At 63.7% G+C, this 25,291-nt stretch carries 24 protein-coding genes; 10 read left to right on the forward strand and 14 right to left on the reverse strand.

Annotated elements, in window-relative coordinates:
* Positions 1-77 precede the first annotated feature (77 nt).
* Entirely contained in the window at positions 78-1,631 is a 1,554-nt protein-coding gene (locus tag MON38_RS11130; RefSeq protein WP_241936244.1) for a hypothetical protein, read from the reverse strand.
* A gap of 176 nt (positions 1,632-1,807) precedes the next feature.
* On the opposite strand from MON38_RS11130, the gene MON38_RS11135 reads away from it, so the two are divergent.
* The 3 genes from MON38_RS11135 to MON38_RS22880 all read left to right on the forward strand — a co-directional run bounded on the left by MON38_RS11135 (position 1,808) and on the right by MON38_RS22880 (position 3,712).
* Entirely contained in the window at positions 1,808-2,062 is a 255-nt protein-coding gene (locus MON38_RS11135; protein ID WP_241936245.1) for a hypothetical protein, read from the forward strand.
* A 258-nt stretch (positions 2,063-2,320) separates the two neighbouring features.
* A complete protein-coding gene (locus MON38_RS11140) occupies positions 2,321-3,121 on the forward strand; it encodes a hypothetical protein (RefSeq protein ID WP_241936246.1) in 801 nt (266 codons plus the stop codon).
* A 156-nt stretch (positions 3,122-3,277) separates the two neighbouring features.
* Positions 3,278-3,712, forward strand: a complete 435-nt coding sequence (locus MON38_RS22880) for a CsbD family protein (RefSeq protein ID WP_338423767.1) — start codon at positions 3,278-3,280, stop codon at positions 3,710-3,712.
* Between the two features lie 110 nt (positions 3,713-3,822).
* On the opposite strand, the gene MON38_RS11155 is transcribed toward MON38_RS22880, so the two are convergent.
* Positions 3,823-5,046: an NAD(P)-dependent oxidoreductase gene (locus MON38_RS11155; protein WP_241936247.1), complete on the reverse strand. Its 1,224-nt coding sequence runs from the start codon at positions 5,044-5,046 to the stop codon at positions 3,823-3,825.
* Positions 5,047-5,331: 285 nt separating this feature from the next.
* Here MON38_RS11155 and gcvP point away from each other — a divergent pair, with 285 nt between their 5' ends.
* The gene (gcvP, locus tag MON38_RS11160; protein ID WP_241936248.1) at positions 5,332-8,250 is read left to right on the forward strand and encodes an aminomethyl-transferring glycine dehydrogenase; all 2,919 of its coding nucleotides are present in this window, start codon (positions 5,332-5,334) and stop codon (positions 8,248-8,250) included.
* A gap of 105 nt (positions 8,251-8,355) precedes the next feature.
* Here the strand turns inward: gcvP and MON38_RS11165 are convergent, their stop codons facing one another.
* A complete protein-coding gene (locus MON38_RS11165; RefSeq protein WP_241936249.1) occupies positions 8,356-8,685 on the reverse strand; it encodes a hypothetical protein in 330 nt (109 codons plus the stop codon).
* A 334-nt stretch (positions 8,686-9,019) separates the two neighbouring features.
* Between MON38_RS11165 and MON38_RS11170 the strand changes: the two genes are divergently transcribed.
* Positions 9,020-9,625, forward strand: coding sequence for a DUF4136 domain-containing protein (locus tag MON38_RS11170; protein ID WP_241936250.1), 606 nt, complete (start codon positions 9,020-9,022; stop codon positions 9,623-9,625).
* Between the two features lie 76 nt (positions 9,626-9,701).
* On the opposite strand, the gene lipA is transcribed toward MON38_RS11170, so the two are convergent.
* Positions 9,702-10,595: a lipoyl synthase gene (lipA, locus tag MON38_RS11175; protein ID WP_241936251.1), complete on the reverse strand. Its 894-nt coding sequence runs from the start codon at positions 10,593-10,595 to the stop codon at positions 9,702-9,704.
* 166 nt (positions 10,596-10,761) lie between these two features.
* The gene (locus MON38_RS11180; protein ID WP_241936252.1) at positions 10,762-11,571 is read right to left on the reverse strand and encodes a hypothetical protein; all 810 of its coding nucleotides are present in this window, start codon (positions 11,569-11,571) and stop codon (positions 10,762-10,764) included.
* Positions 11,572-11,686: 115 nt separating this feature from the next.
* On the opposite strand from MON38_RS11180, the gene MON38_RS11185 reads away from it, so the two are divergent.
* A complete protein-coding gene (locus tag MON38_RS11185) occupies positions 11,687-12,097 on the forward strand; it encodes an OsmC family protein (RefSeq protein WP_241936253.1) in 411 nt (136 codons plus the stop codon).
* 70 nt (positions 12,098-12,167) lie between these two features.
* Here MON38_RS11185 and ytxJ read toward each other — a convergent pair whose 3' ends face one another.
* From ytxJ to MON38_RS11210, 5 genes are all read right to left on the reverse strand, one after another.
* Complete coding sequence (gene ytxJ, locus MON38_RS11190) at positions 12,168-12,509, reverse strand: bacillithiol system redox-active protein YtxJ (RefSeq protein WP_241936254.1); 342 nt, start codon at positions 12,507-12,509, stop codon at positions 12,168-12,170.
* A gap of 102 nt (positions 12,510-12,611) precedes the next feature.
* On the reverse strand, positions 12,612-12,932 hold the full coding sequence (locus tag MON38_RS11195) for a hypothetical protein (protein ID WP_241936255.1): 321 nt from the start codon (positions 12,930-12,932) through the stop codon (positions 12,612-12,614).
* A 28-nt stretch (positions 12,933-12,960) separates the two neighbouring features.
* Positions 12,961-13,593: a hypothetical protein gene (locus MON38_RS11200; RefSeq protein WP_241936256.1), complete on the reverse strand. Its 633-nt coding sequence runs from the start codon at positions 13,591-13,593 to the stop codon at positions 12,961-12,963.
* A 117-nt stretch (positions 13,594-13,710) separates the two neighbouring features.
* Positions 13,711-15,768, reverse strand: a complete 2,058-nt coding sequence (locus MON38_RS11205) for an alpha-ketoacid dehydrogenase subunit alpha/beta (protein WP_241936257.1) — start codon at positions 15,766-15,768, stop codon at positions 13,711-13,713.
* A 117-nt stretch (positions 15,769-15,885) separates the two neighbouring features.
* Positions 15,886-16,458: a Riean_0653 family protein gene (locus MON38_RS11210; RefSeq protein ID WP_241936258.1), complete on the reverse strand. Its 573-nt coding sequence runs from the start codon at positions 16,456-16,458 to the stop codon at positions 15,886-15,888.
* 253 nt (positions 16,459-16,711) lie between these two features.
* On the opposite strand from MON38_RS11210, the gene MON38_RS11215 reads away from it, so the two are divergent.
* From MON38_RS11215 to MON38_RS11225, 3 genes are all read left to right on the forward strand, one after another.
* Positions 16,712-19,504: a TonB-dependent receptor plug domain-containing protein gene (locus tag MON38_RS11215; RefSeq protein WP_241936259.1), complete on the forward strand. Its 2,793-nt coding sequence runs from the start codon at positions 16,712-16,714 to the stop codon at positions 19,502-19,504.
* A 129-nt stretch (positions 19,505-19,633) separates the two neighbouring features.
* A complete protein-coding gene (locus tag MON38_RS11220) occupies positions 19,634-20,287 on the forward strand; it encodes a hypothetical protein (RefSeq protein WP_241936260.1) in 654 nt (217 codons plus the stop codon).
* Positions 20,288-20,306: 19 nt separating this feature from the next.
* A complete protein-coding gene (locus MON38_RS11225; RefSeq protein ID WP_241936261.1) occupies positions 20,307-21,566 on the forward strand; it encodes a M16 family metallopeptidase in 1,260 nt (419 codons plus the stop codon).
* A 154-nt stretch (positions 21,567-21,720) separates the two neighbouring features.
* On the opposite strand, the gene MON38_RS11230 is transcribed toward MON38_RS11225, so the two are convergent.
* The 4 genes from MON38_RS11230 to MON38_RS11245 all read right to left on the reverse strand — a co-directional run bounded on the left by MON38_RS11230 (position 21,721) and on the right by MON38_RS11245 (position 24,105).
* Positions 21,721-22,098 carry a hypothetical protein gene (locus tag MON38_RS11230; RefSeq protein ID WP_241936262.1) on the reverse strand — a complete coding sequence of 126 codons (378 nt, stop codon included), beginning with the start codon at positions 22,096-22,098 and terminating at the stop codon, positions 21,721-21,723.
* Between the two features lie 168 nt (positions 22,099-22,266).
* Positions 22,267-22,677, reverse strand: a complete 411-nt coding sequence (locus MON38_RS11235; protein ID WP_241936263.1) for a hypothetical protein — start codon at positions 22,675-22,677, stop codon at positions 22,267-22,269.
* 163 nt (positions 22,678-22,840) lie between these two features.
* The gene (locus MON38_RS11240) at positions 22,841-23,233 is read right to left on the reverse strand and encodes a hypothetical protein (RefSeq protein WP_241936264.1); all 393 of its coding nucleotides are present in this window, start codon (positions 23,231-23,233) and stop codon (positions 22,841-22,843) included.
* A 242-nt stretch (positions 23,234-23,475) separates the two neighbouring features.
* Positions 23,476-24,105, reverse strand: coding sequence for a hypothetical protein (locus MON38_RS11245; protein ID WP_241936265.1), 630 nt, complete (start codon positions 24,103-24,105; stop codon positions 23,476-23,478).
* Between the two features lie 107 nt (positions 24,106-24,212).
* Here MON38_RS11245 and pheS point away from each other — a divergent pair, with 107 nt between their 5' ends.
* On the forward strand, positions 24,213-25,283 hold the full coding sequence (gene pheS, locus MON38_RS11250; protein ID WP_241936830.1) for a phenylalanine--tRNA ligase subunit alpha: 1,071 nt from the start codon (positions 24,213-24,215) through the stop codon (positions 25,281-25,283).
* The last annotated feature ends 8 nt before the right edge of the window (positions 25,284-25,291 follow it).

Consider the following 25,291-nt stretch of genomic DNA (forward strand, 5'->3'; position numbering starts at 1 on the left):
CAGCTTACTGCCAGTTGCTTTCGCACCAACAAAAAAGCCCCGGGCCAGTATGCCCGGGGCTTTTTCGTGCGCAATCATTAGCCATGCGCCAGCTCCAGCAGCACCTCGTAGTAGGGGCGTTGCAGCACCCGCGCCTTCAGCCAGGCGTAAAAGCTGATGACCTGCAAATCCTCGCGCTCCTGCGAGATGAATGGCGGCAGGTGCAGCACGCGGTTGCCGAAGGTGCGCTCGTGGGTGAGGTAGGGGGTTTCGACCAACTCGCGCACCAGCGCCAGGTAGGCCAGCACTGGCTGGTACGCGCCGCCGGCGGGCACGGCGGGGGCCTCGGCCGTGGCGGGCACCGCCGGAAACTGCTCGCGGATGCCCCGGTCGAGGGCGCGCAGCCGGCCTAGCGCCACTTCGGTGTTGCCCAGCTCTACCTGAATCAGCATTTCGCCGATGTTGCGGTTCAGCATCCACTCCAGGCCCAGGTGCTGCTCCAGCCAATGGTCGGTGCGGCCCAGGGCCAGCAGCACCTGGTTGGCTTTGGCAAACTTGCCCTCGGCAAAGTAGTGGAAGGTGAGCTGCAGGCGCACTGACAGGTCGTTGATTTCGGTGAGGGGCTTGGGGGCGGCCAGCAGGGCTTCGAGCAGCACAATGCTTTCGGCGTTGCGCTCCAGAAACGCGTAGTTGGCGGCCAGCAACAGCGTGAAGCGCGGCGCAAACTCGCCAAACTGCCGGCCCGGCCCGGTGGCCAGCAGCTCCTGCGCCTGCGTCAGGTACGCCACCGACTCGGCGAAGCGGCGCGAGCGGTACAGCGCGTGGGCCAGCATATACAGCAGCTTGAGCTGGTGCCCGCGCTGGGCTGGCGCGAAGCCGTGGCGGCGCTCCATGAGCTTGTAGCAGCGCTCGATGAATGCCGCAAACGCCGCGAAATCGCGCCGCACCAGCATGGCGTTGCGCGTGATGGACATGAGCCGGCTCAGCAGCGAGGGCGAGCGGGCGAAGGCTTCCTGCAGGTCGTACTCGGCCAGCACCTGGCGCAGAATATCGTCGGCGGGCACCACGGCGCGGCCCTGCACCCGCGAGCCGCGCAGGCGCTGCCGCAGCACGCTGTCGGCAATATTGGCGCGCTCCTCTTCGTCGGCAGCTTTTTTATTGAGGCGGTAGCGGGGCAGAATCTCGTCGAGCGGCTCGGCGTGGGGCGAGCCGGCGTACTGAATCTGGAGGTTGTAGATGGCATTCAATGGTTCGTACTGCTCGCTTTCGCGGCCCAGCTTCTCGGCTTTGCGCAGCGTGTTCCAGGCCAGGCGCGGTATGCCGGCCTCGAACAGGTACTGGGCCAGCGTGAGGTGGCCGCGCACGGTGGCCGCGGCCGTGGTATCGAGTTGGCGCTGGCGCAGCAGCAGGTAGTCGGTGAGGTGGCGCATGAGGCGCTTGCGCAGCGCGTAGTAGGCTACGGGGTTGGGCTCATCGGGGTAGAGTTTGGCTACCAGCTTCTCGGGCTTGAGCTCCTTGGCCTGAATCAGCAGCTCGTAGAGGCGCAAGTCGAGGCGGCCGGTGGTTTTGCGCCGCTGTCGCTGAATGAATACGCCGAAGTCGCGGCGCTCATCGGCATTGAGGGTGAGCAGGGTCGTGCGCAGGTCGTCCATGAGCCCAAATTACGGCGCTGCCGCCGGCCGGGGAGCCGATAAGCCTACGCTGGGCGCTGGTGGCCGCGCCCCGGCCAGCGCAGCTATTAGGCAGTGCTATCATTTGGCGCGGGTTACCTTTTGTGCTTCTACCTATTAAGGGCACATTTTTGTCAATAATCTCCTTCCCCAGCCCCATGAAAATCTCCTTCAAAACCCTGCTCGCCGTAGCCGCCTTCGCCGCTTTCGGCACGACTTCGTGCTCCGAGAAAAAAGCCGATGAGGCCGCTACTGCTACCGAAAACGCCGCTTCCAACGCCGGTGCAGCCGTAGAAAACACCGTTGACAGCGCCAAAGCCGACATGGCCCGCGAACCCGGCGACACCGCTGTAGTGGTTGACCAGCCCGCGAATGGCGTGATTGAAAAAACGCCCGCTACGCCCCAGAAGTAAGCGGCCCCGCCTACTTTGTTCCGAAGCCCCGCTGCCTCCGCAGCGGGGCTTTTTGTTTGGTGCGTGGTGCGCCGACAGCGCACAAAAGTTACACAGCCTGCGATATCCTTTATTTTATATATAACCAGTTGTTGCTGTATGCGATAAGGCAAAACAGCCGCCATTCAAAAGTCTGCAAAGCGCAAAAGTCGACTGGACAAAGGCTGCACAAAACTGCACCTTTGGCCCACACTCCAGCTCACCTAAAGCCCTTTGCTCATGCGCCCTTTTTTACTGCTGCTCCTACTCACCCTGCTGGGCCCGCTGGCCCACGCGCAGGACCTGCTCACCAAGCGCAACGGCGAAGAAATCTCCGTGAAGGTGGTCGAAATCACGCCCTCCGAAGTGCGCTACCGGCGCGCCGACAACCCCAACGGCCCGCTCATCACCATCTGGAAATCCGACGTGTTTCAGATTCGCTACGCCAACGGCAGCCTGGAAATGGCCCCGCCGCCGGCCCCTGCTCCTGCCGTTGTGCCGGCCCCGACACCCGCATACGCGCCGGCTTTGCCAGCGCCGGCCCGGCCGGCGGCATCGGCCAGCAACGTGCCCGTCATCAGCAACACCGACCCCAACGATGCGGTGCTGGGCGAAACCATTCACCTCGACGGGCCGCGCCTGGGCTTCACGGTGCTTTCGGCGCGCGTCATCGACAAGGCCCGCGAAAACCACGTGAGCCTGGGGCCCGTCATCTCGCAGTTTGGCTGGCAGTTTGAATCGCGCCTGTTCCGGCTGGCCAACGGGGTGAGCGGGCTGGTGGAGTTTGTGCCGCTGATAGGCGGGCTCGACCAGGGCCAGTTTCTGCCCAGCGTGAGCGGGCTGCTGGGCGTGCGCGGGCCCAAGGGCTTCGAGTTTGGCGTGGGGCCCAACGTAACGCTGCTCGGGCCCAGCCTGGTGCTGGCCATGGGCACGTCTATTCAGTCGAATGGCATCAATTTTCCCATCAACGTGGCCGTGGCCCCCAGCAGCGAGGGGGCCCGCATCAGCTTGCTGGTGGGCTTCAATGCCCGCCACCGCTAGGCGGCCCGGAAAAGGCAGGCGCGGCGCCTAGCGACGAGGTATAAAATTCCGGCATTCGGGGGTGGGCCTCAACGCGGCCGAAAAGCTGCGCGTACAAGCCTCACATTCTTTCTCCCCACCCAAATTCATTCCATCCTCCCTTAACAGCTTTCACTCATGGACCTCAACAGCAATAACGTTAGCGACAATACCGAGCTGCAAGCCCGCGGCAACTGGAACCAACTGAAAGGTGCCGCCAAGCAGAAGTGGTCGAACCTGACCGACGACGACCTGACCTACAACGAAGGCAAACAGGACGAATGGCTGGGCCGCCTGCAGGAAAAAACCGGCGATACCATCGATAACATCAAAAACTGGTTCAATAACCTGGGCAATGACGCCAGCGCTACGGCCAATGGCAACAGCACCGAGCTGAAAGCCCGCGGCGACTGGAACCAGATTAAAGGCCAGGCCAAGCAGAAGTGGGGCAACCTCACCGACGATGACCTCGACTACGAAGACGGCAAACAGGACGAGTGGTACGGCCGCCTGCAGGAGAAAACGGGCCACGCCATCGACGACATCAAAGGCTGGTTCCAGCGCACGTTCTAAGATGACCTTGTTCTGGTAACGCGACGTGGCTGTTAGCCCACGTGAACTTCCCTTACCAGCAAAAGCCCTTCCCAAATATGGGAAGGGCTTTTTTTATGGTCCGAAACAGGTTATGCCGTGGCCGCTTCGGCCACGTAGTCGCTCAGGTATCGGTACCGCTCCGTGAGCTGGCCGCCTTTGGCAATGGTGGCACGGGCAATCACGCCCTCGGCATCATCGCCGAGCAGATGGGGCAGCACTTTGTCGATGAGCTGGCGGCCGAAGTCGCGGCTGGCGTTGCGCGGCAGCTCGCAGGGCAGGTTATCCACGGCCATTTCGGTGATGTTTTCGGGGCGCGAATAGGCCGGTTCCAACTCGCCGGTGGCGGGGTTGTAGTCGAAGGCCGGCTCGGCGATGGTGCTGCTGCGCTTGGTGGTGGGCACCGAGCCGTTCACGTCGCAGGTCACGTCGGCAATGGTGTTGATGCGGAAATCGGGCCGGCGGGTGTCGGCTTCGGTAAAGAGCAGCGGGGCGGCCGGGTGCCAGTAGGCGCAGGCAATCAGCAGGTCGGTCACGGGCAGGAAGTTGCCGAACGTCGACTCGTACTCCTCGGGGTGCTGGTGGAAATTCTGGGTGTCCCACACGCGGCCGTCGCGGCGGCGGTTGTAGTCGGAGCTGCGCAGCTGCGTATACACCGGCTCGTTGAAATCGAGGTACAAATAATCGTACACGCTCACCCGCCGAATGCCCATGCGGTCGAGCACCTCCAGCGCGCCTTGGGCCACGCGGCCCGAGCCCGTCACGGCCATTTTGATGGGCGGCAATTTTTTCACCTTGAAAAACTCCTCCTGCATGTCGTCCATGTCCACGCACTGGTAGGCAGGTTTCAGGTCATACAGGCCGTGCTTGCGGCCGTAGGTGAGCAGGCCATTATAAGCTCCCACAATGCCGGCGTAGCGCCCAAAGGCCACGATGCGCTCGCCGTGCTCGTTGGTCAGCAGCTCGTAGTCAATCAGGGTGATGTTCTTCTTCAGCACGGCTTGCAGCAGCTTGCGGTTGGCGGGCTGCTTCTTCACGGTGTGCGAAAAAAAGAGGTAGGTTTTGTCGGGAATCAGCTGGTCGACGGGCACTTCCTTCACGCCCATCAGCACGTCGCAGGCGCTCACGTCGTCGCGCACTTCCAGGCCCAGGTCGCGGTATTCCTGGTCGGCGTAGCTGCGGATGGGGCTACTTTGCACCACAATTTGCAGGCCGGGAAAGGCCGCCTGCGCTTCAATGCATTTCTTGGGCGTAAGGGGCACGCGCTTGTCGGGCGGGGTTTTGCCTTCGCGAATCAGGCCAACTGTGAGGGACATGAGTGGGTGGGAATTGGGGAGGGAGGGGGATGTAGGAATTTATTCGACCGTCATGCAGAGCGCAGCGAAGCATCTTTACCTCAATACTAACTCAATCGATGAATTTGCTACTGCGGTAAAGATGCTTCGCTGCGCTCTGCATGACGGTCTTCCTGTTGAGCCAACGGCCAAAATTACGGGTTTGCCCGCGGTTCGCCGGGAGGTTTCGGGCGTACCTTTGTTAAGGAATCTGATTTCCTCAACCCACCCGCCTAACCGGCTTTCAACCAACCTATTTCCGTCTTTATGTCGTTGAAATTCTCGCCAGTCGACGTTTTTGAAGCCCGCCACAACGCGCCCGGGGCCGATGCCCAGGCCGCCATGCTGCGCACCATCGGCGTTAGCAGCATCGAGCAGCTCATCGCCGAAACCGTGCCGCCCGCCATCCGCCTGAAGAAACCGCTCGACCTGCCCGCCGCCCTCAGCGAACGGGCTTTTTTGGCGAAATTCAAGCAGATTGCCAGCCAGAATCAGGTCTTCAAGTCCTACATCGGCCTGGGCTACCACGACACCACGCTGCCCCCCGTTATTCAGCGTAATATTCTGGAAAACCCGGGCTGGTACACCGCCTACACGCCCTATCAGGCCGAAATTGCTCAGGGCCGCCTCGAAGCCCTCATCAATTACCAGACGATGGCTATTGACCTCACCGGTCTCGAAATCGCCAACGCCAGCCTGCTCGACGAAGGCACCGCCGCCGCCGAGGCCATGCACATGCTGCACAGCCAGACCAAGAAGAAAGGCGCCAACCAGTATTTCGTGTCGGAGCAGGTGCTGCCCCAGACCATCGACCTGCTGCGGACCCGTGCCACGCCGGTCGGCATTGAGCTGGTAGTAGGCGACCACCGCCAGATTGACCTCAGCAACGAAGGCTTCTTCGGGGCCATGGTGCAGTACCCCGCCGCTGATGGCGAGGTGTTCGACTACAAAGAATTCATTGCCAGCGCGCAGAAAAACAACGTTTTCGTAGTGATGGCGGCCGACCTGATGGCCCTCACGCTCCTCACCTCGCCCGGCGAGCTAGGGGCTGATGTTTGCGTGGGCAACTCGCAGCGCTTCGGCGTGCCGATGGGCTACGGCGGCCCGCACGCCGGTTTCTTCACCTGCCGCGAGCAGTTCAAGCGCGTGATTCCCGGCCGCCTTATCGGTCAGAGCATCGACGCGGCCGGCAACAAGGCTTACCGCATGGCCCTGCAAACCCGCGAGCAGCACATTCGCCGCGAAAAAGCCACCAGCAACATCTGCACCGCCCAGGTGTTGCTGAGCGTGCTGGCCGGCATGTACACCGTATACCACGGTCCGCAGCGCCTGCAGCAGTTCGCCACTAACACCCACCTGCTGGCCCAGACCCTCGAATCCGGCCTCAAAAAGCTGGGCGTGGCGCAGGTGAACGAGCACTACTTCGACACCCTGAACCTGCGCCTCGAAAGCGCCGAGCTGCAGCAGGCGCTCAAAACGGAAGCCGAAGCTGCGGGCATCAACTTCCGCTATTTCGAAGAGCAGCACGTGGGCATCTCGCTGAACCAGAACACCGAGCTGCACGATGTAGCCGACATTCTGGACGTGTTTGCCAAAGTGCTGGGCAAGGAAGCCGACCAGCTGGCCGAAGCCGTGGAAGCTGCCGAGCTGCGCGTACCCGCCAGCCTCATTCGCAGCAGCGACTACCTCACGCACCCGGTGTTCAACACGCACCACGCCGAGCACGAGATGCTGCGCTACATGAAGCAGCTCGAAAACAAGGACTTGAGCTTGGCGCACTCCATGATTGCACTCGGCTCGTGCACCATGAAGCTGAACGCCACCGCCGAGATGATTCCGGTGACCTGGCCCGAAATCGGTGGCTTGCACCCCTTCGCCCCGCGCGAGCAGGCTAAGGGCTACGAACAGATTTTCTCGGACCTGCAGGCGTGGCTCTGCGAGGTCACCGGCTTCGACGCCGTGAGCCTGCAGCCCAACTCGGGCGCGCAGGGCGAGTACGCGGGCCTGCTGGCCATCAAAGGCTACCACGATGCGCGCGGCGACCACCACCGCAACGTGGCCCTCATCCCCGCCTCGGCCCACGGCACCAACCCCGCCTCGGCCGTGATGGCCGGCATGCAGGTAGTGGTGGTGAAAAGCACCGAAGACGGCAACATCGACGTGGCCGACCTCAAAGCCAAAGCCGAGCAGCACGCTGCCAACCTGAGCTGCCTGATGGTGACCTACCCCAGCACGCACGGCGTGTACGAGGAAACCATCATCGACATTTGCCAGACCATTCACAACCACGGCGGCCGCGTGTACATGGACGGCGCCAACATGAACGCCCAGGTAGGCCTCACCTCGCCCGCCACCATCGGCGCCGACGTGTGCCACCTCAACCTGCACAAAACCTTCTGCATCCCGCACGGCGGCGGCGGCCCCGGCATCGGCCCCATCGGCGTGGTGGCCGACCTCATTCCCTACCTGCCCGGCCACGCCGTGGTGCCGGTAGAGGGCCGCGCCAGTGGCTCGGTTTCGGCCGCGCCGTGGGGTTCGGCCAGCATCCTGCCCATCAGCTACGCCTACATTTCGATGATGGGCGGCGACGGCCTGCAGCGTGCTACGCAGCTGGCCATTCTCAACGCCAACTACATCAAGGCCCGCCTCGAGCCGCACTATCCGGTGCTCTATACCGGCAGCCACGGCCGCTGTGCCCACGAGATGATTCTGGAATGCCGCCATTTCAAAAAGGCCGGCATCGAAGTTGAAGACATTGCCAAGCGCCTGATGGACTACGGCTTCCACGCGCCTACCGTGAGCTTTCCCGTAGCCGGCACGCTGATGATTGAGCCCACTGAAAGCGAAAGCAAAGCCGAGCTCGACCGTTTCTGCGACGCCATGATTTCCATCCGCAAGGAAATTGCCGACGTGGAATCGGGCAAAGCCGACGCCAAGGAGAACGTGCTGAAGCACGCCCCGCACACCGCCGCTACCGTGCTGGTGCACGACTGGACGCGCCCCTACTCGCGCGAGCAGGCCGTGTACCCCATGGAGTACGTGCGCGCCAACAAGTTCTGGCCCAGCGTGAGCCGCATTGACTCGGCCTACGGCGACCGCAACCTGATTTGCAGCTGCACGCCCATCGAAGAGTACGCCGACCAGCAGGAAGAACTGGTGCAGGCCGACAAAGGCCCGTCGTACTAACCACACCCGCTTAGGCAAAAGAAAAAGCCCCGCCGTTGCTGGCGGGGCTTTTTTATGGTCTATTCGTCGGTTTCCGGCCCATTGCCAGGCAACGGGCAAGAGACGCTATTTTCGCTTGCGGTTGCCGCGCTCGTTGCCGCGCTCGCCAAAGCAGCGGCGGTCCATATAGCCTACCTGGGTCTGGCCGCCTTTGTCGAGGCGTACGCGCACGAAGTAGGCGTTGATGGTATCGGTCACCTGCACTTCGTTGCCGGTCGTGGTTTGGGCGAGCACGGTCGAGTTCTTGGTCATGCCGTCGTACACCGGGCAATCGACGATGGTGTTGTAGGCAACGGGCGTATGTTCAACGCCGCCCCGGTTCAGTTCGTCGCGGGAGGCGGTGCAGGCCGCAGCCAACCCAACCGCGGCCACTAAGAGTAAGGCTGTACTTTTCATTAATAAACGGGAAGCCGGAAGATGTATTTTGCGGGTAAGGTAGGGTAAAATCCGCTTAAGTCAATAATAGCTGAGGGTAATTAGAAATTCCCATCCCAATGCAGTCCAACTTCGGCAAAGGGTGGCGGGGCCAGGGCTTCCCTGCCTGCTTTACCGGCGGGCCGCTTACTGGCCTGGGCAGGCACTTACCCAGTGAACAGTTTTTTCGAACGGACTGGTAAATTATGAACGTCGGATTGCCGTTTTCCGTTAACATACTAGCCGCCCGCACCCGCTCGTTTGGTCTGAAAAACGGCCTGTTAGGCGCTCCATTCACTCGTTCTATTTCTGTTTTATGAACCGCATCACCCGATATCTGGCCCGTCCGGCGGCATTGGCCGCTACTGGCCTGCTTCTGCTGCTGGGCCCCAGTGGCTGCACCCCCGCCGCCCGTGTGGGCGTGACCAACGACTTCGACCACGCCGTTAATTTCCGGGCGTTTAAAACCTGGGCTTGGTACCCGCAGCAGCCCAAAGATGCCGAAGGCGGCCCCGCCAAAGGCTACGAATCGTTCCTCGACAAACGCATGCGTGCTGCTGTATCGGCCGAAATGGCCGCCAAGGGCCTGACTGAGGTGGCGGTGAACGCTGCTCCCGATATTTACGTGGCTTACAGTGCCCGCGTGGAAGACAAGCAGCAGGTATCGCCCTACTACAACGGCCTGGGCTACCCGTATGGCTACGGCTATGGCTACTACGGCCGTGGCTACTCGCCCGTGACGCAGTACAAAGCCGGCACCGTGGTTATCGACATCGTGGATGCCCGCCGCAAGGAACTCGCCTGGCGCGGCACCGGCCAGGCCCAGGTGAACCAGAACACCATTGACGAAGCCGAAACTCACCGCATTGTGAACGGCATTCTGAGCACCTACCCGCCGCAGGATAACAACGCCCGGCGTTAGTAAACACTTGCCTGCCGCAACAAAAGAGCCCGCTCAGTTTGAGCGGGCTTTTTTGTTGCAGTTGCTATAATTGCAGTTAAACCGGCACGTTCACGTGGCGCTCGGCGTGGTAGGAACTGCGCACCAGCGGGCCGCTTTCCACGTACTTCAGGCCGCGGCGCAGGCCTTCTTCTTTGTAATGGGCAAACTGGTCGGGGGTAATGAATTCGGCTACGTCGAGGTGGCGCTTGGTGGGCTGCAGGTACTGGCCCAGCGTGAGGATGTCGAGGCCGTTGGCCACGAGGTCGTCCATGGCCTGGTACAACTCGTCGGGCTTTTCGCCCAGGCCCAGCATGATGCCCGACTTGGTGCGGTGGCCAGCCAGCTTCGTGCGGCGGATTTGCTCCAGGCTGCGGTCGTAGCGGGCCTGCGGGCGCACGAGGCGGTAGAGGCTGCCCACGGTTTCGATGTTGTGCGAAATCACTTCCTGGCCGCCCGAAATCATCACGTCGAGCGCGTCCCAGTTGGCTTTCACATCCGGAATCAGGGTTTCGATGGTGGTACCGGGCGAGAGCTGCTTGGTGAAGACAACCGTGTCGCGCCACACGCTGGCGCCGCGGTCTTTCAGCTCGTCGCGGTTCACCGAGGTGATGACGGCGTGCTTCACTTTCATCAGGGCAATGGCTTCGGCCACGCGGCGGGGCTCGTCGAGGTCGTACTCGGTGGGGCGGCCGGTGGCCACGGCGCAAAACGAGCACGAGCGGGTGCAGATGTTGCCCAGAATCATGAACGTGGCCGTGCCGGCCCCCCAGCACTCGCCCATGTTGGGGCAGTTGCCGCTTTCGCAGATGGTGTGCAGCTTGTGCTCGTCGACGAGGCGGCGCACGGCGGCGTATTCTTCGCCCACGGGCAGCTTCACGCGCAGCCAGTCGGGCTTGCGGGGGCGGGCGGGGGCAGCCGTTTCGGGCTGGATAACGGGCAAGTCAATCATTGTTTCAATGAGGAATGAAGAATGAGGAATGAAGAATTACCTCTCGCCCACTCTGTACAGCGCATTAACAAATTTACGGCACAAAAGGCTCATCATGGCTTTTGCGAGGCTTCATACTGCCTCAACGACCTCATTCCGCTTTCTCATTTTTTCATTAGGCGCGGCGCTACGAGCGGTGCCCGAAGTAGAGCGTGAGGTATACCGAAGGAAAAAACTGACGGTTGAGCTGGTCGCTGGACAGGTTAGGGTCGGGCGACAGAATGACCATGCGCTTGGTGAAGGCTTCAACCAGGAAACCCACTTCCAGCCCGGCCACGGCGTCGCGGTAGCGGCCGTACTCGAAGCTAAGTGCGCCGCGCAGGTGCGCGCCCGGCACCACTTTCGTCTGGCCGATGCCACTAAACAGCGGGCCGTGGTCGAGAATGGCCAACTCGACATTGTGCTTCGTGGGGTCGTACTGCTCGTTCACGATGTCATCGGTCGACAGATTGTACTGCTGCTGCCCCACGGCAAATGTGCGGTCGTACGTAATGTAGTAGGGCATGAGCAGGCCCACCGACGGGCCGGCGCTGGCCAGCACGTTCACTTGCACGCCCGCATCGGCAGCCTTGCGAAACAGCACCCGCTGCAAGCCGAAAGAAGGCCGCAGCACAAACCCATAGTTGGTTTTGCTGGCGATGTAGCTGCCGCCCACGTAGGGATTGGTGACGCGCTGCTCCTTGGCATTTTTCAGCATCACGCCTTCCAGCATCCAGAAGCGCAGGTTGCGGTCGTCGAGCACGCGCGACGACCGGATGGACGCCCCGCCCAGCAGACCGCCCTGGGTGTTGAAGTTGACGCCGAATACGAACTCTTTGCGGTAAGACTGCTCGTCGGACGGGGCCGGCGGCACCGCAACCGTGCGCAGCGGTGCCTGTGCCTGCGCCGTGCCCACGGCCAGCAACAGGCCCACGGCGGCCACCGGCAGGCTACGCACAATGCAACGAAGAGCGCCCCGCAAGCGAACAAAACCGAATTGCTCCGGTGCAGAACCCCCGGCCGGGTGTAAATTAGCTACTGAAATCATGATGCCTTAAAGGTAACTATCTGACTTGAAGAACACCGCCACCGCCCGCTACGCCGGCCACCTCCGCACCGAAGCTACGCACACCGCTTCGGGCAACGCAATTCAGACCGACGCCCCCGTGGACAACCACGGCCGGGGCGAGGCCTTCTCCCCCACCGACCTCGTGAGCACGGCCCTGGGCTCGTGCATGATGACGGTGATGGGCATTGTGGCCGAGCGCCACAACTGGGACCTGGTAGGCAGCTCCTTTGCCGTGCTCAAGCACATGAGCACTGAGCCGCCGCGCCGCATTGCCCAGATTGACGTGACGTTTACCCTGCCTGCTACCCTGGCCCCGCAGGAACGCACCCTGCTGGAGCGGGCCGCCCACACCTGCCCGGTGGGCCTGAGCCTGCACCCGGACGTGCGGCAGAACATTGTGTTTGAGTATAAGTAGTGAATAAAATCTGTCGGTTGTCCTCCTGAGCTTGCACAAGCTCAGGAGGACAACCGACAGATTTTATTCACTATTTCACAGCGGCCTGCACGTCGTTGAGGCGGATGCCCATGTGCGAAGCATCGTAAACGCATTCGCCATCCTTGATGAGCAACAGCTGCGGCGACTCGTGACGCACGCCGAACTGCTCGGCAATCTGGGCCGAAATGGGGCGAAAGCGCAGCAAATCGAGGTAGTAGATGGGTAGGGTCAGGCCGCTGTCGGCCCACTGGCGCTCAATTTTACCCTTGGCGGCAGCGCTGATGGAGCAGGTGGTGCTGTGCTTAAAAATAAGCACTGGCTGCTCGTGCGAGGCCTGAGCGAGTTCGGTGAGCTGTTCGGGTTGGGTGAGGGGAAGCCAGGGAGTGGACATTCGGTACTTGCTTAATTTATAGACGAGAAAACGCGGCAGCACCTGCTGCCGCGTTTGGGTATACTACAACAACCGGCGGGCAGTTGATTCCCGCCGGTATCCTCACTTCTTTTTTTCTTTTTTGGTTTCCGGGGCCGGTGGGCGCTGGATGGCCGTTTTGCGGCGCATGCCCAGCAGGCCGGGGGGCTGCACGTTGGGCGCGGTCCCGGTTTTGTAGTCGAGCTGGGGGTTGGTGGCCGGGCGGGGCTCGTTGCTGGCCCCGCGCTTAAGGCGGTCGGGCGTCACATCGAGGTGGCTGTCTTTATAGGGCGACTCGGTGGCGCGGGCCTCGCGCAGGGCGCGGCGGTTAGCCGCCCGAATGCGGCCGGGCTTTTCCTTCACAATCTGGGCCTGGGCGGCTGGTGCTGCCAACCATAGCAGCATCAGAAATCCAGCTACCCAGCTTATTCGGCTACGGCTTGCCCGTGGGGCCAGCACCAGGCGCGGCCGGTGGGCCGCCGGGGCCGGCATCAGGCGCGGCGGGCGGGCCTCCGGGGGCTGCATCGCGGGCCGGCGCATCGTCGGGCTCGGGCTTGGGCTGCTTGGGCGCGGGCCGGTGGTCGGGGCTGTAGTTGGGTTTTGCATGGAGGCCGAATTTGAAAAAATTGCGGATAGAATCGATGGGATGGAAACCCTTGCGCTGCTTGTGGATTTTGCGGCGGTTCAGCTTCGGTTTCTTCATCATCTGGTGCTTGTCGTAGCGCACCGTGGAGCGCTCGGGCAGCGTGCCAGTGGCCGCCGCCGTGGGCGTGGCCGAAGCCAGGGGCGCGCCCGAAGGCGTGGATACATCGGTGGCGGCCTCGGGCGCCCCGCCGTTGTTGGCATCCTTCTTCTTACTCGACCCGAATAAGCCGCCCAGTAGGCCGGTTTTCTGGCCGCTGTTAGCCTGGGCCTCTTTGGCGCGGGCTTCTTTGGCCTTCTTTTCCGCTTTTTGCTGGGCGATGAACTGCTTGGAAGGCTTGGGCGTGGGCAGGCGGTAGGGGTGCACCACCTTGTGGTAGAGGCTGCAGCTACTCAGCCCGGCCACCAGCAGCACGCCAAGCATTAACGAAAAAAAAGGAGCGAAGAAGCGTTGTTTCACTGCGGGTTGGGCCGAAGCTCAAGGTACGTAATATAGCCATGCGGCGGACGCGCGAAAACCGCGCCAACCTCGCGGGCCGGGCTAGTAGTTGCGCAGGGCCTGCACCTGCTCGCGCAGGCGCTGCTGCGGCAGAAAGGCGGCCTCCAGCGGCGGCGCAAACGGAATGGCGGTATCGAGCGAGGCCACGCGGCGCACGGGCGCATCGAGGTGCTCGAAGCAGTTTTCGCCAATCCAAGCCGCGATTTCGCCGCCGATACCGCCGGTCATGGTGTCTTCGTGCAGGATGAGGACGCGGCCGTTTTTCTCCACCGTGCGGCGCACCGCTTCTTGGTCCCAGGGCAGCAGGGTGCGCAGGTCGAGGATGTCGGCCGACACGCCCAGGTCCTGGCAGGTTTGCAGGGCCCAGCGCACGCCCATGCCGTAGGTGATGATGCTTAGCTCATCGCCTTCGGCGGCCAGCGCCGCCTGGCCGATGGGCGTGGTGTAGTAGGCTTCGGGTACCGGGCCGGTGAGGCTGCGGTAGAGCATCTTGTGCTCGAAATACAACACCGGGTTGGGGTCCTCAAACGCGGCGCAGAGCAGGCCTTTGGCATCGTGCGGGTTGCTGGGGTATACCACCTTCAGGCCGGGCACGTGCGTGAACCACGCCTCGTTGCTCTGGGAGTGGAACGGGCCGGCGGCCGAGCCCGCGCCGGTGGGCATGCGCACCACCACATCAGCGTTCTGGCCCCAGCGGTAGTGGCTCTTGGCCAGGTTGTTCACAATCTGGTTGAAGCCGCAGGTGACGAAATCGGCAAACTGCATTTCCACCATGGCCTTCTTCCGCTTGATGCTCAGGCCCAGCCCGATGCCCACGATGGCCGACTCGCACAGCGGCGTGTTGCGCACCCGGGCCTTGCCAAATTCGGCCACGAAGCCTTCCGTGATTTTGAACACCCCACCGTAATCAGCAATGTCCTGGCCCATGAGCACCAGCTCGGGGTAACGCTCCATGCTCTGCTTCAGGCCTTCCTGAATGGCATCGATGAAGCGGACCTCCTTCGTCGGAGTTAAAAGTGAAGAGTTAAAAGTTGGAGCACTTTCCGAACCTTTTAACTCTTCACTTTTAACTTTTAACTGCAGCGAGGCATCCGGCGTGAAGGGCTGGTACATGTCGGCAATTTCCTCCGCGATGTCGGCCGTGGGCATGGGGGCGGCGTCGGCTTCCTGCAGGCCGGCTTCGATGGCGGCCTTGATTTTCTCGCGGATGCCGTGCTTGGCCGTTTCGGTGAGGATGCCTTCGGCCAGCAGCCACTTCTCGTAGTTCTCCACCGGGTCTTTGGCGGCCCACTCTTCCATCAGGCTCTGGGGCACGTACTTGGTGCCGCTGGCTTCCTCGTGGCCGCGCATGCGGAACGTGAGGGCCTCCACCAGCACCGGGCGCGGGTTCTGGCGCATATCCTCGGCCAGGCGCTTGATGGTGGTGTACACGTCGAGCACGTTGTTGCCGTCGACCTGCACGGCCTCCATGCCGTAGGCGGGGCCTTTGTCGACGAACGATTTGAAGCGGAACTGCTCGTTGCTGGGCGTGCTCAGGCCGTAGCCGTTGTTTTCGATGATGAAGATGACCGGCAACTGCCACACGGCGGCCACGTTCAGGGCCTCGTGGAAGTCGCCTTCGCTGGCGCCGCCGTCGCCGCTGTAGGTCACGGTCACTTTCGGGTTCTTGTCGAGCACGTCGGCCAGGGCAATGCCGCCGGCCACGGCCAGCTGCGGGCCAAGGTGCGAAATCATGCCCACGATGTGGTGCTCGTTGGTGCCGAAGTGGAAGCTGCGGTCGCGGCCCTTGGTGAAGCCCAGGCGCTTGCCCTGCCACTGCGCAAACAGGCGGCCCAGCGGCACCTCGCGCCCCGTGAACACGCCCAGGTTGCGGTGCAGCGGCAGAATGTACTCGTCGGCGTCCAGCGCCAGGGTGCTGCCCACCGAAATGGCCTCCTGCCCGATGCCCGAAAACCACTTGCTCACCTTGCCCTGGCGCAGCAGAATCAGCATTTTTTCCTCAATCAGCCGCGGGCGTAGCAGGTGCTGGTAGAGGTGCAGCAGGGTTTCGTTGGTGAGGTCCTGGCGGTCGAAGGCCAAAGCGGTGGCGGTGGGAGTCATGGGGAAAAAACGGGTGGGTTGGGCGGGCAAAGGTAGCGGGCGCGGGCCTGCTGTCAGGCCCTGCTTCCCTCCCCGGCCAACCGGCATCCCCCTACCAGCATCGGCTACCGCCAGCCGCTAGCGGTTGAGCTCGATGTCGAACCGGCCTTCGGTTATGCGCACCTGGGCTGGGAAGCCGGCGACCCGGGGCGCATCCGGGGTGAGACTGGCGTGTAGCTCGAACCGGCCGGCCACTACCGGGTGCGCGCCTGTGGTATCGAGGCGGGTGATGATGAGCGTACCGATGCCGGCCGCGTAGGCCCGCTCGCGGGTGCCGGTGGCCAGCGCGGCGGTGCGGCCCGCCGGTTCGGCCGGGCCGCCCAGCGCGTACACGCTGGGGCCGTTAACGCGCGTGGCGCGCAGCGAAACGGTGGTAATCGGTCCTTCAACCTGCAGGCGCCGGAAGGCATCGAGGCGCAGCTCGCCGTGGTAATAGCGGGCGGTGGGCGTAAGCACGCGGCCGTCGAGGGTGCGGGAGTTGCTGGCTTCCCAGGGCTGGCCATTCACGCGGCAGCCGAAGGTATTGGCCCCTATCCGGCTTTCGGCGGGCAGGTGCACCGGCGGCAGCGTGGGGTAGAGGTCGGCGGTGGCATCTTCGCAGCTGGCCAGCAGCGGGAGGAGCGGCAGCAGCAGGAGTAGGCGTTTGGACATGGGAAGCGGCGGAAGAAGAGGTGTGGATGAGGGCGAAAGGTAACGGTTTGGGCTGACTTTGCGGAGCTCGCCCGGTGCTTATGGCCAACAGAATCGGGGTGCCCCGCTGCGCTGGTGGCGGGGCGGCCGGCGAAGCCGGCGGCGGTGGGAATGCCCGACTCGGAGTGGCATCTGCAGGCAGGTATCGGGCTTGAAGCACTGCCGGCACCCGTTGTAGCTTTGACGCCTCCTTTCCGCTTCCTGCTTTCTGCTGATGACCAAGCGCTACTACTTCGGGCTGCTGGCTGCTGCGCTCGCCCGCCCTGCCGCAGCCCAATCCTCAAACCCCGCCCCGCCCCTGCCAGCCCCGCCAGCGGTAGCCGACACCCTGCGCCGCCCGCCCTTCCGGGGCGAGCTGCCCGATTCGCTGGCCCCGGCCCCTGCCCCAGGCGGCACCGTGCAGGTACAGGGCCAGGAGCAGCCAGCCCGGCCGTTTCTCACCGTGCAGGACCAGCTGCACGCGGTGGCGGGCGTGCAGGTAACGCCCTACGACGGCAGCCCCGGCAGCGGCAGCGTGGTGCGCATTCGCGGGGCCAGCGTGGCCCAGGGCCAGGCCCAGCCGCTGTACGTGGTCGACGGCCTGCCCGCCCTCAACGACGACCTGACGCCGGGCCAGTCGCCGGGCTTGTTCTCGCTGGCCGCTGCTCGCTTCTTCGACCAATACTACCAAGCCAATATTGCCGAGCAGAACGCCGAAACCGGGGCCAGCCCCCTTCAAGTGCTGCCGCCCGAAGCCATTGCCAGCATCGAAGTGCTGGCCGGGCCGGCCGCGGTGGCCCGCTACGGGCCGCTGGGTGCCAATGGCGTCGTCAGCATCCAAACGCGGCGGGGGCTGGCGGGCCGGCCGCTGCGGGTGCACTACCGCGCCTACGTGGGCGTGCAGCAGGTGCGCCAGCGCTACGAGCTGCTGGAGGCCAGCGAATACGCCGCGCTGGCCAACGAAGCCACGCGGCAGCGGTTCGGCCCATCAGTACCACTGCCGTTTGCCGACACCAACCTGGGGGCCGGCACCAACTGGCAGGCCGAAACCTACCGCCTGGCCGGCCTGCAGCAGCACAACGTGAGCCTGGATGGCGGCCGCGGCAACACCACCTACCTGCTCGGGCTCGACTACCGCCGCCAGGCCGGCGTGCTGCACGGCTCCGACCTTACCCGCCTCGGCCTGCGCCTGGCCCTCGACCAGCGCGTAGGCACGCACCTGACGCTGCGCGGCACGGCAGCCCTTGGCCAAACCGACCAGCACCTGCCCAATACGTTTGGCACGCAGGGAGCTGTGCAGGCCGCCCTGCTGGCCCCGCCCAACCAAACCGTGCGCGATGCCCAGGGCAATTACAGTGGCTACGGGCCGTATACTTATTATCCCAGCGCCCAGCTTACTTTCACCAACCCGCTCGCCATTGCCGAGCTGGCTTACCGGGCCCCGCGCACGCGCCGCGCATTGGCGCAGCTGGCCGCCACCTACACGCCCCTCGCGCACCTCACGGTAGAGGCCGCGGCTAATTTCCAGCGCACGGTGCTGGCGGCCGATGGCCAGCTGCCGGTATACAGCCTTACCAATGGCCAGCTGCGGGCACCTAGCAGCAGCTACTCGGCTACCACGCAGGCGTATCGCATCAGCCAGTGGGGTGCCCGGCTGGCGGTGCGCTACCACCGGCAGTTGGGCACGCGCCACGCGGTGGGGGCCGAAATCGACTACCAATACCAAGCGGCCGACGTGTTTGCCCGCAGCGAGCTGCGGGGTCAGCCCAATCCCTCATCCGGCTTTCCGGCTTCGATGAGCTACGTCGAGCAACGCGGCGAATTCCGGCTGCATCGCCCTTGGGCGGCCCTGCATTATAGCTTCGACAGCACGCTTGCGGTGCAGGCTGGCCTCAGCTACGGCCACTACCGCGACGCCAACCGCACCGAATACTACCCGAGCGCCGAGCTGAGCTGGCAGGCCGGCACCCGCTGGCGCCTGTGGCTGGGCGCGGCCCGCACCAGCACGCTGGGCATGGGCTACAGCGCCGGCGGGCCGGCGCGGCTCGATAACCGCCCGGTGGGGCCGGCGCCCTACCAGTCGCCGCTCTACACCGACCAGGCCGAAACCGGCCTGCGCCTGGGCCGCCGCCACGGCCGCCTCACGGGCCAGCTGGTGGCCTACCAGCGCACCAGCTACCACGCCCTGATAGGCACGCAGGTTCCGGTGTCAACCAGTGGCGGCACATTTACCTACCTCACCGTTTTCGACGAGGCCACCATCCGCAACCAAGGGCTGGAGCTGACGCTGACCGCCGACTGGCAGCGGGGCCGCCTGCAGGGCACCACGCGCCTGGTGGGCAGCCTCAACCGCAACCGGCTGCGCGAGAACAATGGCGTGCCGCCGTTCAACGAGGTGTATGATAACCAGCCGACCGGGGCGTTCTACGGCTACCAGCAGGAGGGGCTGAATGCCGACGGCTCGCTCCGTTTCCGCCAGCGGCCCGGCAGCAGCTACGCGGTACTCAATCAGGCCGTGCTGGGCAGCGGCATTCCGGCGCAGCTGCTGGGCCTGAGCCAGCAGCTGCGCCTGGGCCGCTTGGCGCTGGATGCGCAGGTGGATGGGCTGTTTGGCTATCAGGTCATCAACCAGCAGCTCAACTTTCTTGATTTGCCCTCGGGCTCCTTCAACAGCGCCACCACGGTGCGCGACCGTTGGACGCCCACGCATACCAACACCACGGTGCCGGTGGCGGGCACCAGCTTCGGCAGCCCTTATCTGGGAGCCAATTCGATTTCGGACCGCCTGCTGGAAAGCGGGAACAACGTACGCCTGTCCTCGCTCACGCTCACCTACCGCCTGCGCCAAACGGCTACGCAGGACATCAGCATCTGGGTGGGTGGCCAGAACCTGTTCGTGCTTACCGCCTACCGTGGCTACGACCCCAACGTGAGCAGCGGCGGCAGCACGCCCTACCAGGCCGGGCAGGACTACGGAGCCGTGCCCGTGCCCCGCACCTGGCTGCTGGGCGTGAAAGCCGACTTCTAATTGGCCGAACCGCCTTTTTGTGCCGGGCACCGGGCAGCCGACGGCCGGGGCTCAGGCCCGGCAAAAACTTCTTTCCCCCCGTCCATCGTATTCAGGGTACTGCTTTGCAATCACTAGCTCTGAATCATCATGCGCTACTCTCCGATTTGTGCGGCCCTGCTGCTGGCCTTGGCCGGCCACGCCCAGAACATTGCTCCCAAGCTGCTGGCCCCGGCCAACCGCTGGAACGCGGGCCTAAAAGCCGGCACCGGCATGGAATTCGTTTCATCGGGCGCGGTGGCCGTGCCGCCGCACAACCTCTCCTACGTCACGGCCGGCATCACGGGCGGCTACCTGCTGGCCCGTACCGAACCCATCCTCACGCTGCAGGCCGACGTGCTGGCCACTTACCGCGCCGCCCGCCCCTGGCAGTCGGCCGGCAATCACAACGGCAGCTTATTTGTGCCCGTGTACCTGCGTAGCGGCCTGCCCAAAGCCCGGCTGCACCTGCTGCTGGGCGCCGGCCCCACCTTTTGGCTGAACGATGCCCGGCCGCCTGCCAACTTCGTGGGCCGCTACGCCACGCACCCGGTTGAGCTGACGGGCGTAACCGGCGTGGAAGTGCGCGTGCTGCCGCTATCCGAGCGCCTCGAAACCACCATTGCCCTCACCTACCGGCGCAGCTTCTCGCGCAGCCTCACGGTCTACCCATCCGAGCAAAGCAGCGTAGCACGCGATGAATTTTATAGCTGGCTGGGCGCTACGCTCAACGTGTACCTGCACCAGCCCCTGCGGCCCCGCTAGCGGGCCGTATCTTCGCCGCATGATTCACTTCACCGAATTTACCCTCGCCAACGGCCTGCGCTGCATCGTTCACGAAGATTTCAGCACGCCCATGGCCGTGCTCAACGTGATGTACGACGTAGGCTCGCGCGATGAGGACGCCGCACACACCGGCTTCGCCCACTTGTTCGAGCACCTGATGTTCTCGGGCTCGGTTAATATTCCGAGCTACGACGAGCCGCTGCAGCGCGTGGGCGGCGAAAACAACGCCTTCACCAGCTCCGACGTCACCAACTACTACCTCTCGCTGCCGGCCGCCAACCTCGAAACTGGCTTCTGGCTCGAATCGGACCGCATGCTCAACCTGGCTTTTTCCGAAAATGGCCTCGAAGTGCAGCGCAAAGTGGTGGTCGAGGAGTTCAAGCAGAGCTACCTCAACCAGCCCTACGGCGACGTGTGGCTGCAGCTCAAGCCCCTCGCTTACCAAACGCACCCTTACCAGTGGAACACCATCGGCAAGGAGATTTCGCACATCGAAAATGCCGTAATGGACGACGTGCGCGGCTTTTTCCGGAAGCACTACGCCCCGCAGAACGCCGTGTTGGTCGTGGCCGGCGCCGTGAGCGAGGCCGAAGTGCGCCGCCTGGCTGAGAAGTGGTTCGGGCCCATCCCGGGTGGCCCGGCCTACCAGCGCCACCTGCCCGCCGAGCCTGCCCAAACCGAGGCCCGCCACCTCACTGCCACCGCGCCCGTGCCGCTGAGCGCCCTCTACAAAGCCTACCACATGCCCGCCCGCGCCGACGACCGGTACCACGCCGTGGATTTGCTGAGCGACGTGCTCGGCCGCGGTAAATCGGCCCGCCTGCACCAACGCCTGGTGAAGGAACAGGCGCTGTTCAACAACATCTCGGCCTCGCTCACCGGCTCGCTCGACCCCGGCTTGCTCGTCATCAGCGGCAAGCTGAACGAGGGCGTGAGCCTCGAAGCCGCCGATGCCGCCGTAGAAGCCGTGGTGGCCGAATTTCTGACCCACGACGTGGACGCGCAGGAGCTCGAAAAAGTGAAAAACCAGGCCGAAAGCAGCCTGGTCTTCGGCGAAATTGACCTGCTGAACCGCGCCCTCAACCTGGCTTACAGCAAGCTGCAGGGCGATGCCAACCTGGTGAACGACGAAAGCCGCCGCATCCAGGCCGTGACCGTGGCCGACGTGCGCGCCGCCGCCGAGCTGGTGCTGCGCCCCGAAAACTGCAGCACGCTCTACTACCAGGCCGCGCCGGCTGCCGCCGAAGTAGCGGCCTAGAAACAGGTTGGAAAAACTAAAAGCCTGTCATCCTGAGCGCAGCGAAGGACCTTATCAAGCCCGAAATCCGAGCGTGATAAGGTCCTTCGCTGCGCTCAGGATGACAGGCTTTTGCGAATGCAGAAGGGCTGGCTTTCGCCAGCTACCCGCCAGCCTAGCGCTTGGCTTTGACTTTCGTTTTGGTTTTGCCCGGGGCCAGCGGCACGGCGTTGTCGCGGTTCAGGCTGCTGTTGGCGGGTTTCACGTAGCGCGGGCGCGGGGTGCGGTTGTCGTTGTAGCCGCCATTGCCCTGGTAACCCACCTGCTTGCGCATGGGCATGCTAGGGGCTAAGTACGACATCGTGCCGTTCTTAATGTCCTCGGGCACGCCGGCCCCGTAGGGCTTGCCGGTGTGTGGGTTGATGTTGGCCGCCTTCTTGCGCGGGCCGCGCACCGAGTACGGCACAGCTTTTTTGCGCGGGCGGGTCTGAGCATCGGCGCTGCCGGCCACGGCAGCTACCAGCAACAGCGAAGTGATGACGGTGCGAAACATACGAAAATCAGTGGAGAGAGTGGCAAATGGGGGCCGACCGGCCCGGGGCTGTAAAGGCTGCAGCTCCCATCATACGCGCCACGGCCCGCGAGGGATTGTGGGCGGCTAATGGAAGCTGCAAAAAACAAGCCGCGACCCGGCAAATGCGGCGTCGCGGCTTATCGAAATTTAGTTGCCGAGGGTGTTCTGAGTGGTAGCGGCAGCCGGCTTGCGGGGCGGGCGCACGCTGTAGGGCACCATGCCGTTGCTGGTGCGAATGTGCACCGGCATGCCGGGCGAGGCATACACGTTGGCGTTGTCGATTTCGCCGCGGTTGCTGCTGGCGGTAGTGGCAGCGCCCCAGCCGTCGTTGGCCGCAGTGGCCGTCGAGGCAACGGCCGTCGTCTCCTCAATGGGAGGCCAGCCGTCGTTGAGCACGGCCACTTTAGGCGTCGACTTGATGGCTGCTTTGCGGGCCTTCTTGGCGGCGCGGGCAGTAGCCTTAGCGGTGGTTTTTTTGGCGGTGGCCGGCGTGGTCTGAGCACTGGCTTCAGCCAGCAGGAACATCGACAGGGCGAGGGTAAAAACGGTGCGGAACATGGCTGAAGCGAGTAAGAAGTAAGACGTTTATTTTCGGTTGCTGAAAGGGCTAATTCGAAAAGCGTGCCAACTTCTGTTTTTTGTCTTCGCGCCAATGCAAACGGCCCGGCCGGCGCACTTTTCGCACGCCAGCCGGGCCATTCCGTTTTCTCATCACGCCAGCTTAGCGCGGCGGCGTGAGAGTTGTCGTGGTTTTGGTTTTGGTGCGGCGGGGGGCAGCGCCATCGTAGCCCATGGTAGCCCGGCCCTGAATGTCGACGGGCTCGCCCGGCGCGGCATACACGCCCTGGCCTTTGCCGCTGGCCGGGTCGGGGGCCGCTGCCGCCGCATTCTGGCGACGAGTTACCACCGCACCGGTTCGCTTGGCCGGCGTGGCCAGGCCCACCTTCTTCGTGGTGGTTTTGCGCACGGTGGTGTGGCCCGGCTTGCTGGTGGTGCGGTGGGTGGTTTGCTGCGTGGTATGGCGCAGGGGCGGCGGGCCGGGTGGCGTGGTCTGGGCCGAGGCTTCAGCGGCAACAGCCAGCAAAAGCAGGCCAAAAAGCAGGTTACGGAACATAGGACAAAAATTGAGGTGAACGACTGAGTAGCCAGCCCCGGCGCGCGACGACGCCCTAAAGGCTGGCCTGCTACATACGCGAAACCCAGCCCCGGGTAGGTCCCAGCCCCATCCTACTATTCAACCCCAAACTATTCAACCCCAAAAAATAAGCCCGCTCCCCAAAGGGAAGCGGGCTATATCTATAGCAGGGAAACTGGCAACCCAGCTGTGAGGGCAGCCGCGGCCAATCCATCTTTACACTACCAGCCCAGGGGCTCAGGGGCCTTTTTCTTAGGGGCAGCTTTCGGAGCCGCTTTGGCCGGGGCCGCAGCTTTCAACGAAGCGGCGGGGGCCTGAGCGCCACCGGCAGTCTGCGTTGCGGTGCCGCTGGCAGCATCAGCCGAAGCTGGTGCTGAGGCTGGCGCCGCCACCGGAGCAGCAGCGGCGGTTACGGCTTCGGCCGGACGCGGAGGCCAGGGTTTTTCGCGGCGCACCTTGCGGTTCATGCGGCGCTCGCGGGTAGCGGCGGCATCGTCAGCCATCACGCTACGGCCGCCGCGCATCACAATCGGGGCACCCGGCGCTACCGAGATACCAATGCTGCTGGGGGTGTTGCCGCCCCCACCGCCGCCAAAGCCCGCAGAAGCGGCGGCTGGTTCCGGCCCCGCCGTGGCAGCGGCCGCCGGTACTTCGGCGGGTGCGGGCGTTTCGGCCGCGCCGCCGTTGGCAGCGGCTTGCTGGCCACTAGCTTTGGTCGACGTGGTTTTGGTGGTCTTTTTGGCCGGGGCTTTTTTAGGAGCATCCCAGCCGCCGGTATCCCAGCCGCTTTGAGCGGCGGCGGAGTTGGCGAGGCCAGCGGCAAACAACAGGAAGAATAGCGCGCGTTTCATGGCGATATATAGGGGGAATAGAGGGGTTTCGGGGGGCTAACTGAAAGCGCGGTTGAAACGTTCGGCGCGGCGCGAGCCTTGCCGTAACTTTGCCGGATATGATGCAGATGCAGGACTCCATTGCCGCGCTGACGGCCGAAATTACAACCGCCGACCTTAGCAACGCCGCGCACCTCGATGCTTTTCGCATTGCCTACCTCGGCCGCAAGGGCCGGCTGGCCGATTTATTCGACCAGCTTAAGACCGTACCTGCCGAAGATAAGCGCGCAGTAGGCCAGCAGCTTAACGCGTTGAAACAGCAGGCCCAGGCCCGCTTCGACGAGGCCCAACAAGCGGCCGAAGCGGCGGCCGATAATGCGCCCGCCAACCCCGATTTCGATTATACCCTGCCCCCAGTGCCCAACGCCCTGGGCACCCGCCACCCCCTGAGCCTGGTGCGCGAAGAGATGATGCGCGTGTTTGCCCGTATTGGCTTTGCTATTGCTGAAGGCCCTGAGATTGAGGACGACTGGCACAACTTCACGGCCCTCAACTTTCCCGAAAACCACCCGGCGCGCGACATGCAGGACACGTTTTTCGTGGCCCCGGCCTCGCGCACGGCCACGCCCGGCGACGTGCCCACCGGCGCGCCCGACCTGCCCCACCTTCTCCGCACCCACACCAGCACCGTGCAGGTGCGCGTGATGGAAACCGAACCGCTGCCCATCCGCCGCGTGATGCCGGGCCGCGTGTTCCGCAATGAGGCCATTTCGGCCCGCGCGCACATGATGTTTCATCAGGTGGAAGGGATTTTCATTGACGAAGGCGTGAGCTTCGCCGACCTGAAGCAGACGGTGTACTACTTCGTGCAGGAGCTGTTCGGGGCCGACATCAACATCCGCTTCCGCCCCAGCTTCTTCCCCTTCACCGAGCCCAGCGCCGAGATTGACATCACCTGCCTGATTTGCAAGGGCGCGGGCTGCAACATCTGCAAATACTCGGGCTGGGTGGAAATTGGCGGCTGCGGCATGGTGGACCCCGCCGTGCTCGAAAACGCCAAAATCGACTCCGAGAAATACTCCGGCTACGCCTGGGGCATGGGCATTGAGCGCATCGCCATGCTCAAGTATCAAATTAAGGATTTGCGCCTGTTCACGGAAAACGACATGCGCTTTCTGCGGCAGTTCGAGGCGCTGTAGCAGAATGC

The organism is Hymenobacter cyanobacteriorum, from assembly GCF_022631375.1.
GTDB classification, from domain to species: domain Bacteria; phylum Bacteroidota; class Bacteroidia; order Cytophagales; family Hymenobacteraceae; genus Hymenobacter; species Hymenobacter cyanobacteriorum.

Excerpts from the sequence above, each read along its gene's own strand:
- MON38_RS11170 (WP_241936250.1), top strand. The coding sequence starts at position 9,020 with ATGAACCGCATCACCCGATATCTGGCCCGTCCGGCGGCATTGGCCGCT.
- MON38_RS11205 (WP_241936257.1), bottom strand. The coding sequence starts at position 15,768 with ATGACTCCCACCGCCACCGCTTTGGCCTTCGACCGCCAGGACCTCACC.
- MON38_RS11245 (WP_241936265.1), bottom strand. The coding sequence starts at position 24,105 with ATGAAACGCGCGCTATTCTTCCTGTTGTTTGCCGCTGGCCTCGCCAAC.
- gcvP (WP_241936248.1), top strand. The coding sequence starts at position 5,332 with ATGTCGTTGAAATTCTCGCCAGTCGACGTTTTTGAAGCCCGCCACAAC.
- lipA (WP_241936251.1), bottom strand. The coding sequence starts at position 10,595 with ATGATTGACTTGCCCGTTATCCAGCCCGAAACGGCTGCCCCCGCCCGC.
- MON38_RS11155 (WP_241936247.1), bottom strand. The coding sequence starts at position 5,046 with ATGTCCCTCACAGTTGGCCTGATTCGCGAAGGCAAAACCCCGCCCGAC.
- pheS (WP_241936830.1), top strand. The coding sequence starts at position 24,213 with ATGCAGGACTCCATTGCCGCGCTGACGGCCGAAATTACAACCGCCGAC.
- MON38_RS11225 (WP_241936261.1), top strand. The coding sequence starts at position 20,307 with ATGATTCACTTCACCGAATTTACCCTCGCCAACGGCCTGCGCTGCATC.
- MON38_RS11195 (WP_241936255.1), bottom strand. The coding sequence starts at position 12,932 with ATGCTGCTATGGTTGGCAGCACCAGCCGCCCAGGCCCAGATTGTGAAG.
- MON38_RS11200 (WP_241936256.1), bottom strand. The coding sequence starts at position 13,593 with ATGCTTGGCGTGCTGCTGGTGGCCGGGCTGAGTAGCTGCAGCCTCTAC.
- MON38_RS11140 (WP_241936246.1), top strand. The coding sequence starts at position 2,321 with ATGCGCCCTTTTTTACTGCTGCTCCTACTCACCCTGCTGGGCCCGCTG.
- MON38_RS11165 (WP_241936249.1), bottom strand. The coding sequence starts at position 8,685 with ATGAAAAGTACAGCCTTACTCTTAGTGGCCGCGGTTGGGTTGGCTGCG.
- MON38_RS11130 (WP_241936244.1), bottom strand. The coding sequence starts at position 1,631 with ATGGACGACCTGCGCACGACCCTGCTCACCCTCAATGCCGATGAGCGC.
- MON38_RS22880 (WP_338423767.1), top strand. The coding sequence starts at position 3,278 with ATGGACCTCAACAGCAATAACGTTAGCGACAATACCGAGCTGCAAGCC.
- MON38_RS11215 (WP_241936259.1), top strand. The coding sequence starts at position 16,712 with ATGACCAAGCGCTACTACTTCGGGCTGCTGGCTGCTGCGCTCGCCCGC.
- MON38_RS11135 (WP_241936245.1), top strand. The coding sequence starts at position 1,808 with ATGAAAATCTCCTTCAAAACCCTGCTCGCCGTAGCCGCCTTCGCCGCT.
- MON38_RS11230 (WP_241936262.1), bottom strand. The coding sequence starts at position 22,098 with ATGTTTCGCACCGTCATCACTTCGCTGTTGCTGGTAGCTGCCGTGGCC.
- MON38_RS11235 (WP_241936263.1), bottom strand. The coding sequence starts at position 22,677 with ATGTTCCGCACCGTTTTTACCCTCGCCCTGTCGATGTTCCTGCTGGCT.
- MON38_RS11210 (WP_241936258.1), bottom strand. The coding sequence starts at position 16,458 with ATGTCCAAACGCCTACTCCTGCTGCTGCCGCTCCTCCCGCTGCTGGCC.
- ytxJ (WP_241936254.1), bottom strand. The coding sequence starts at position 12,509 with ATGTCCACTCCCTGGCTTCCCCTCACCCAACCCGAACAGCTCACCGAA.
- MON38_RS11220 (WP_241936260.1), top strand. The coding sequence starts at position 19,634 with ATGCGCTACTCTCCGATTTGTGCGGCCCTGCTGCTGGCCTTGGCCGGC.
- MON38_RS11240 (WP_241936264.1), bottom strand. The coding sequence starts at position 23,233 with ATGTTCCGTAACCTGCTTTTTGGCCTGCTTTTGCTGGCTGTTGCCGCT.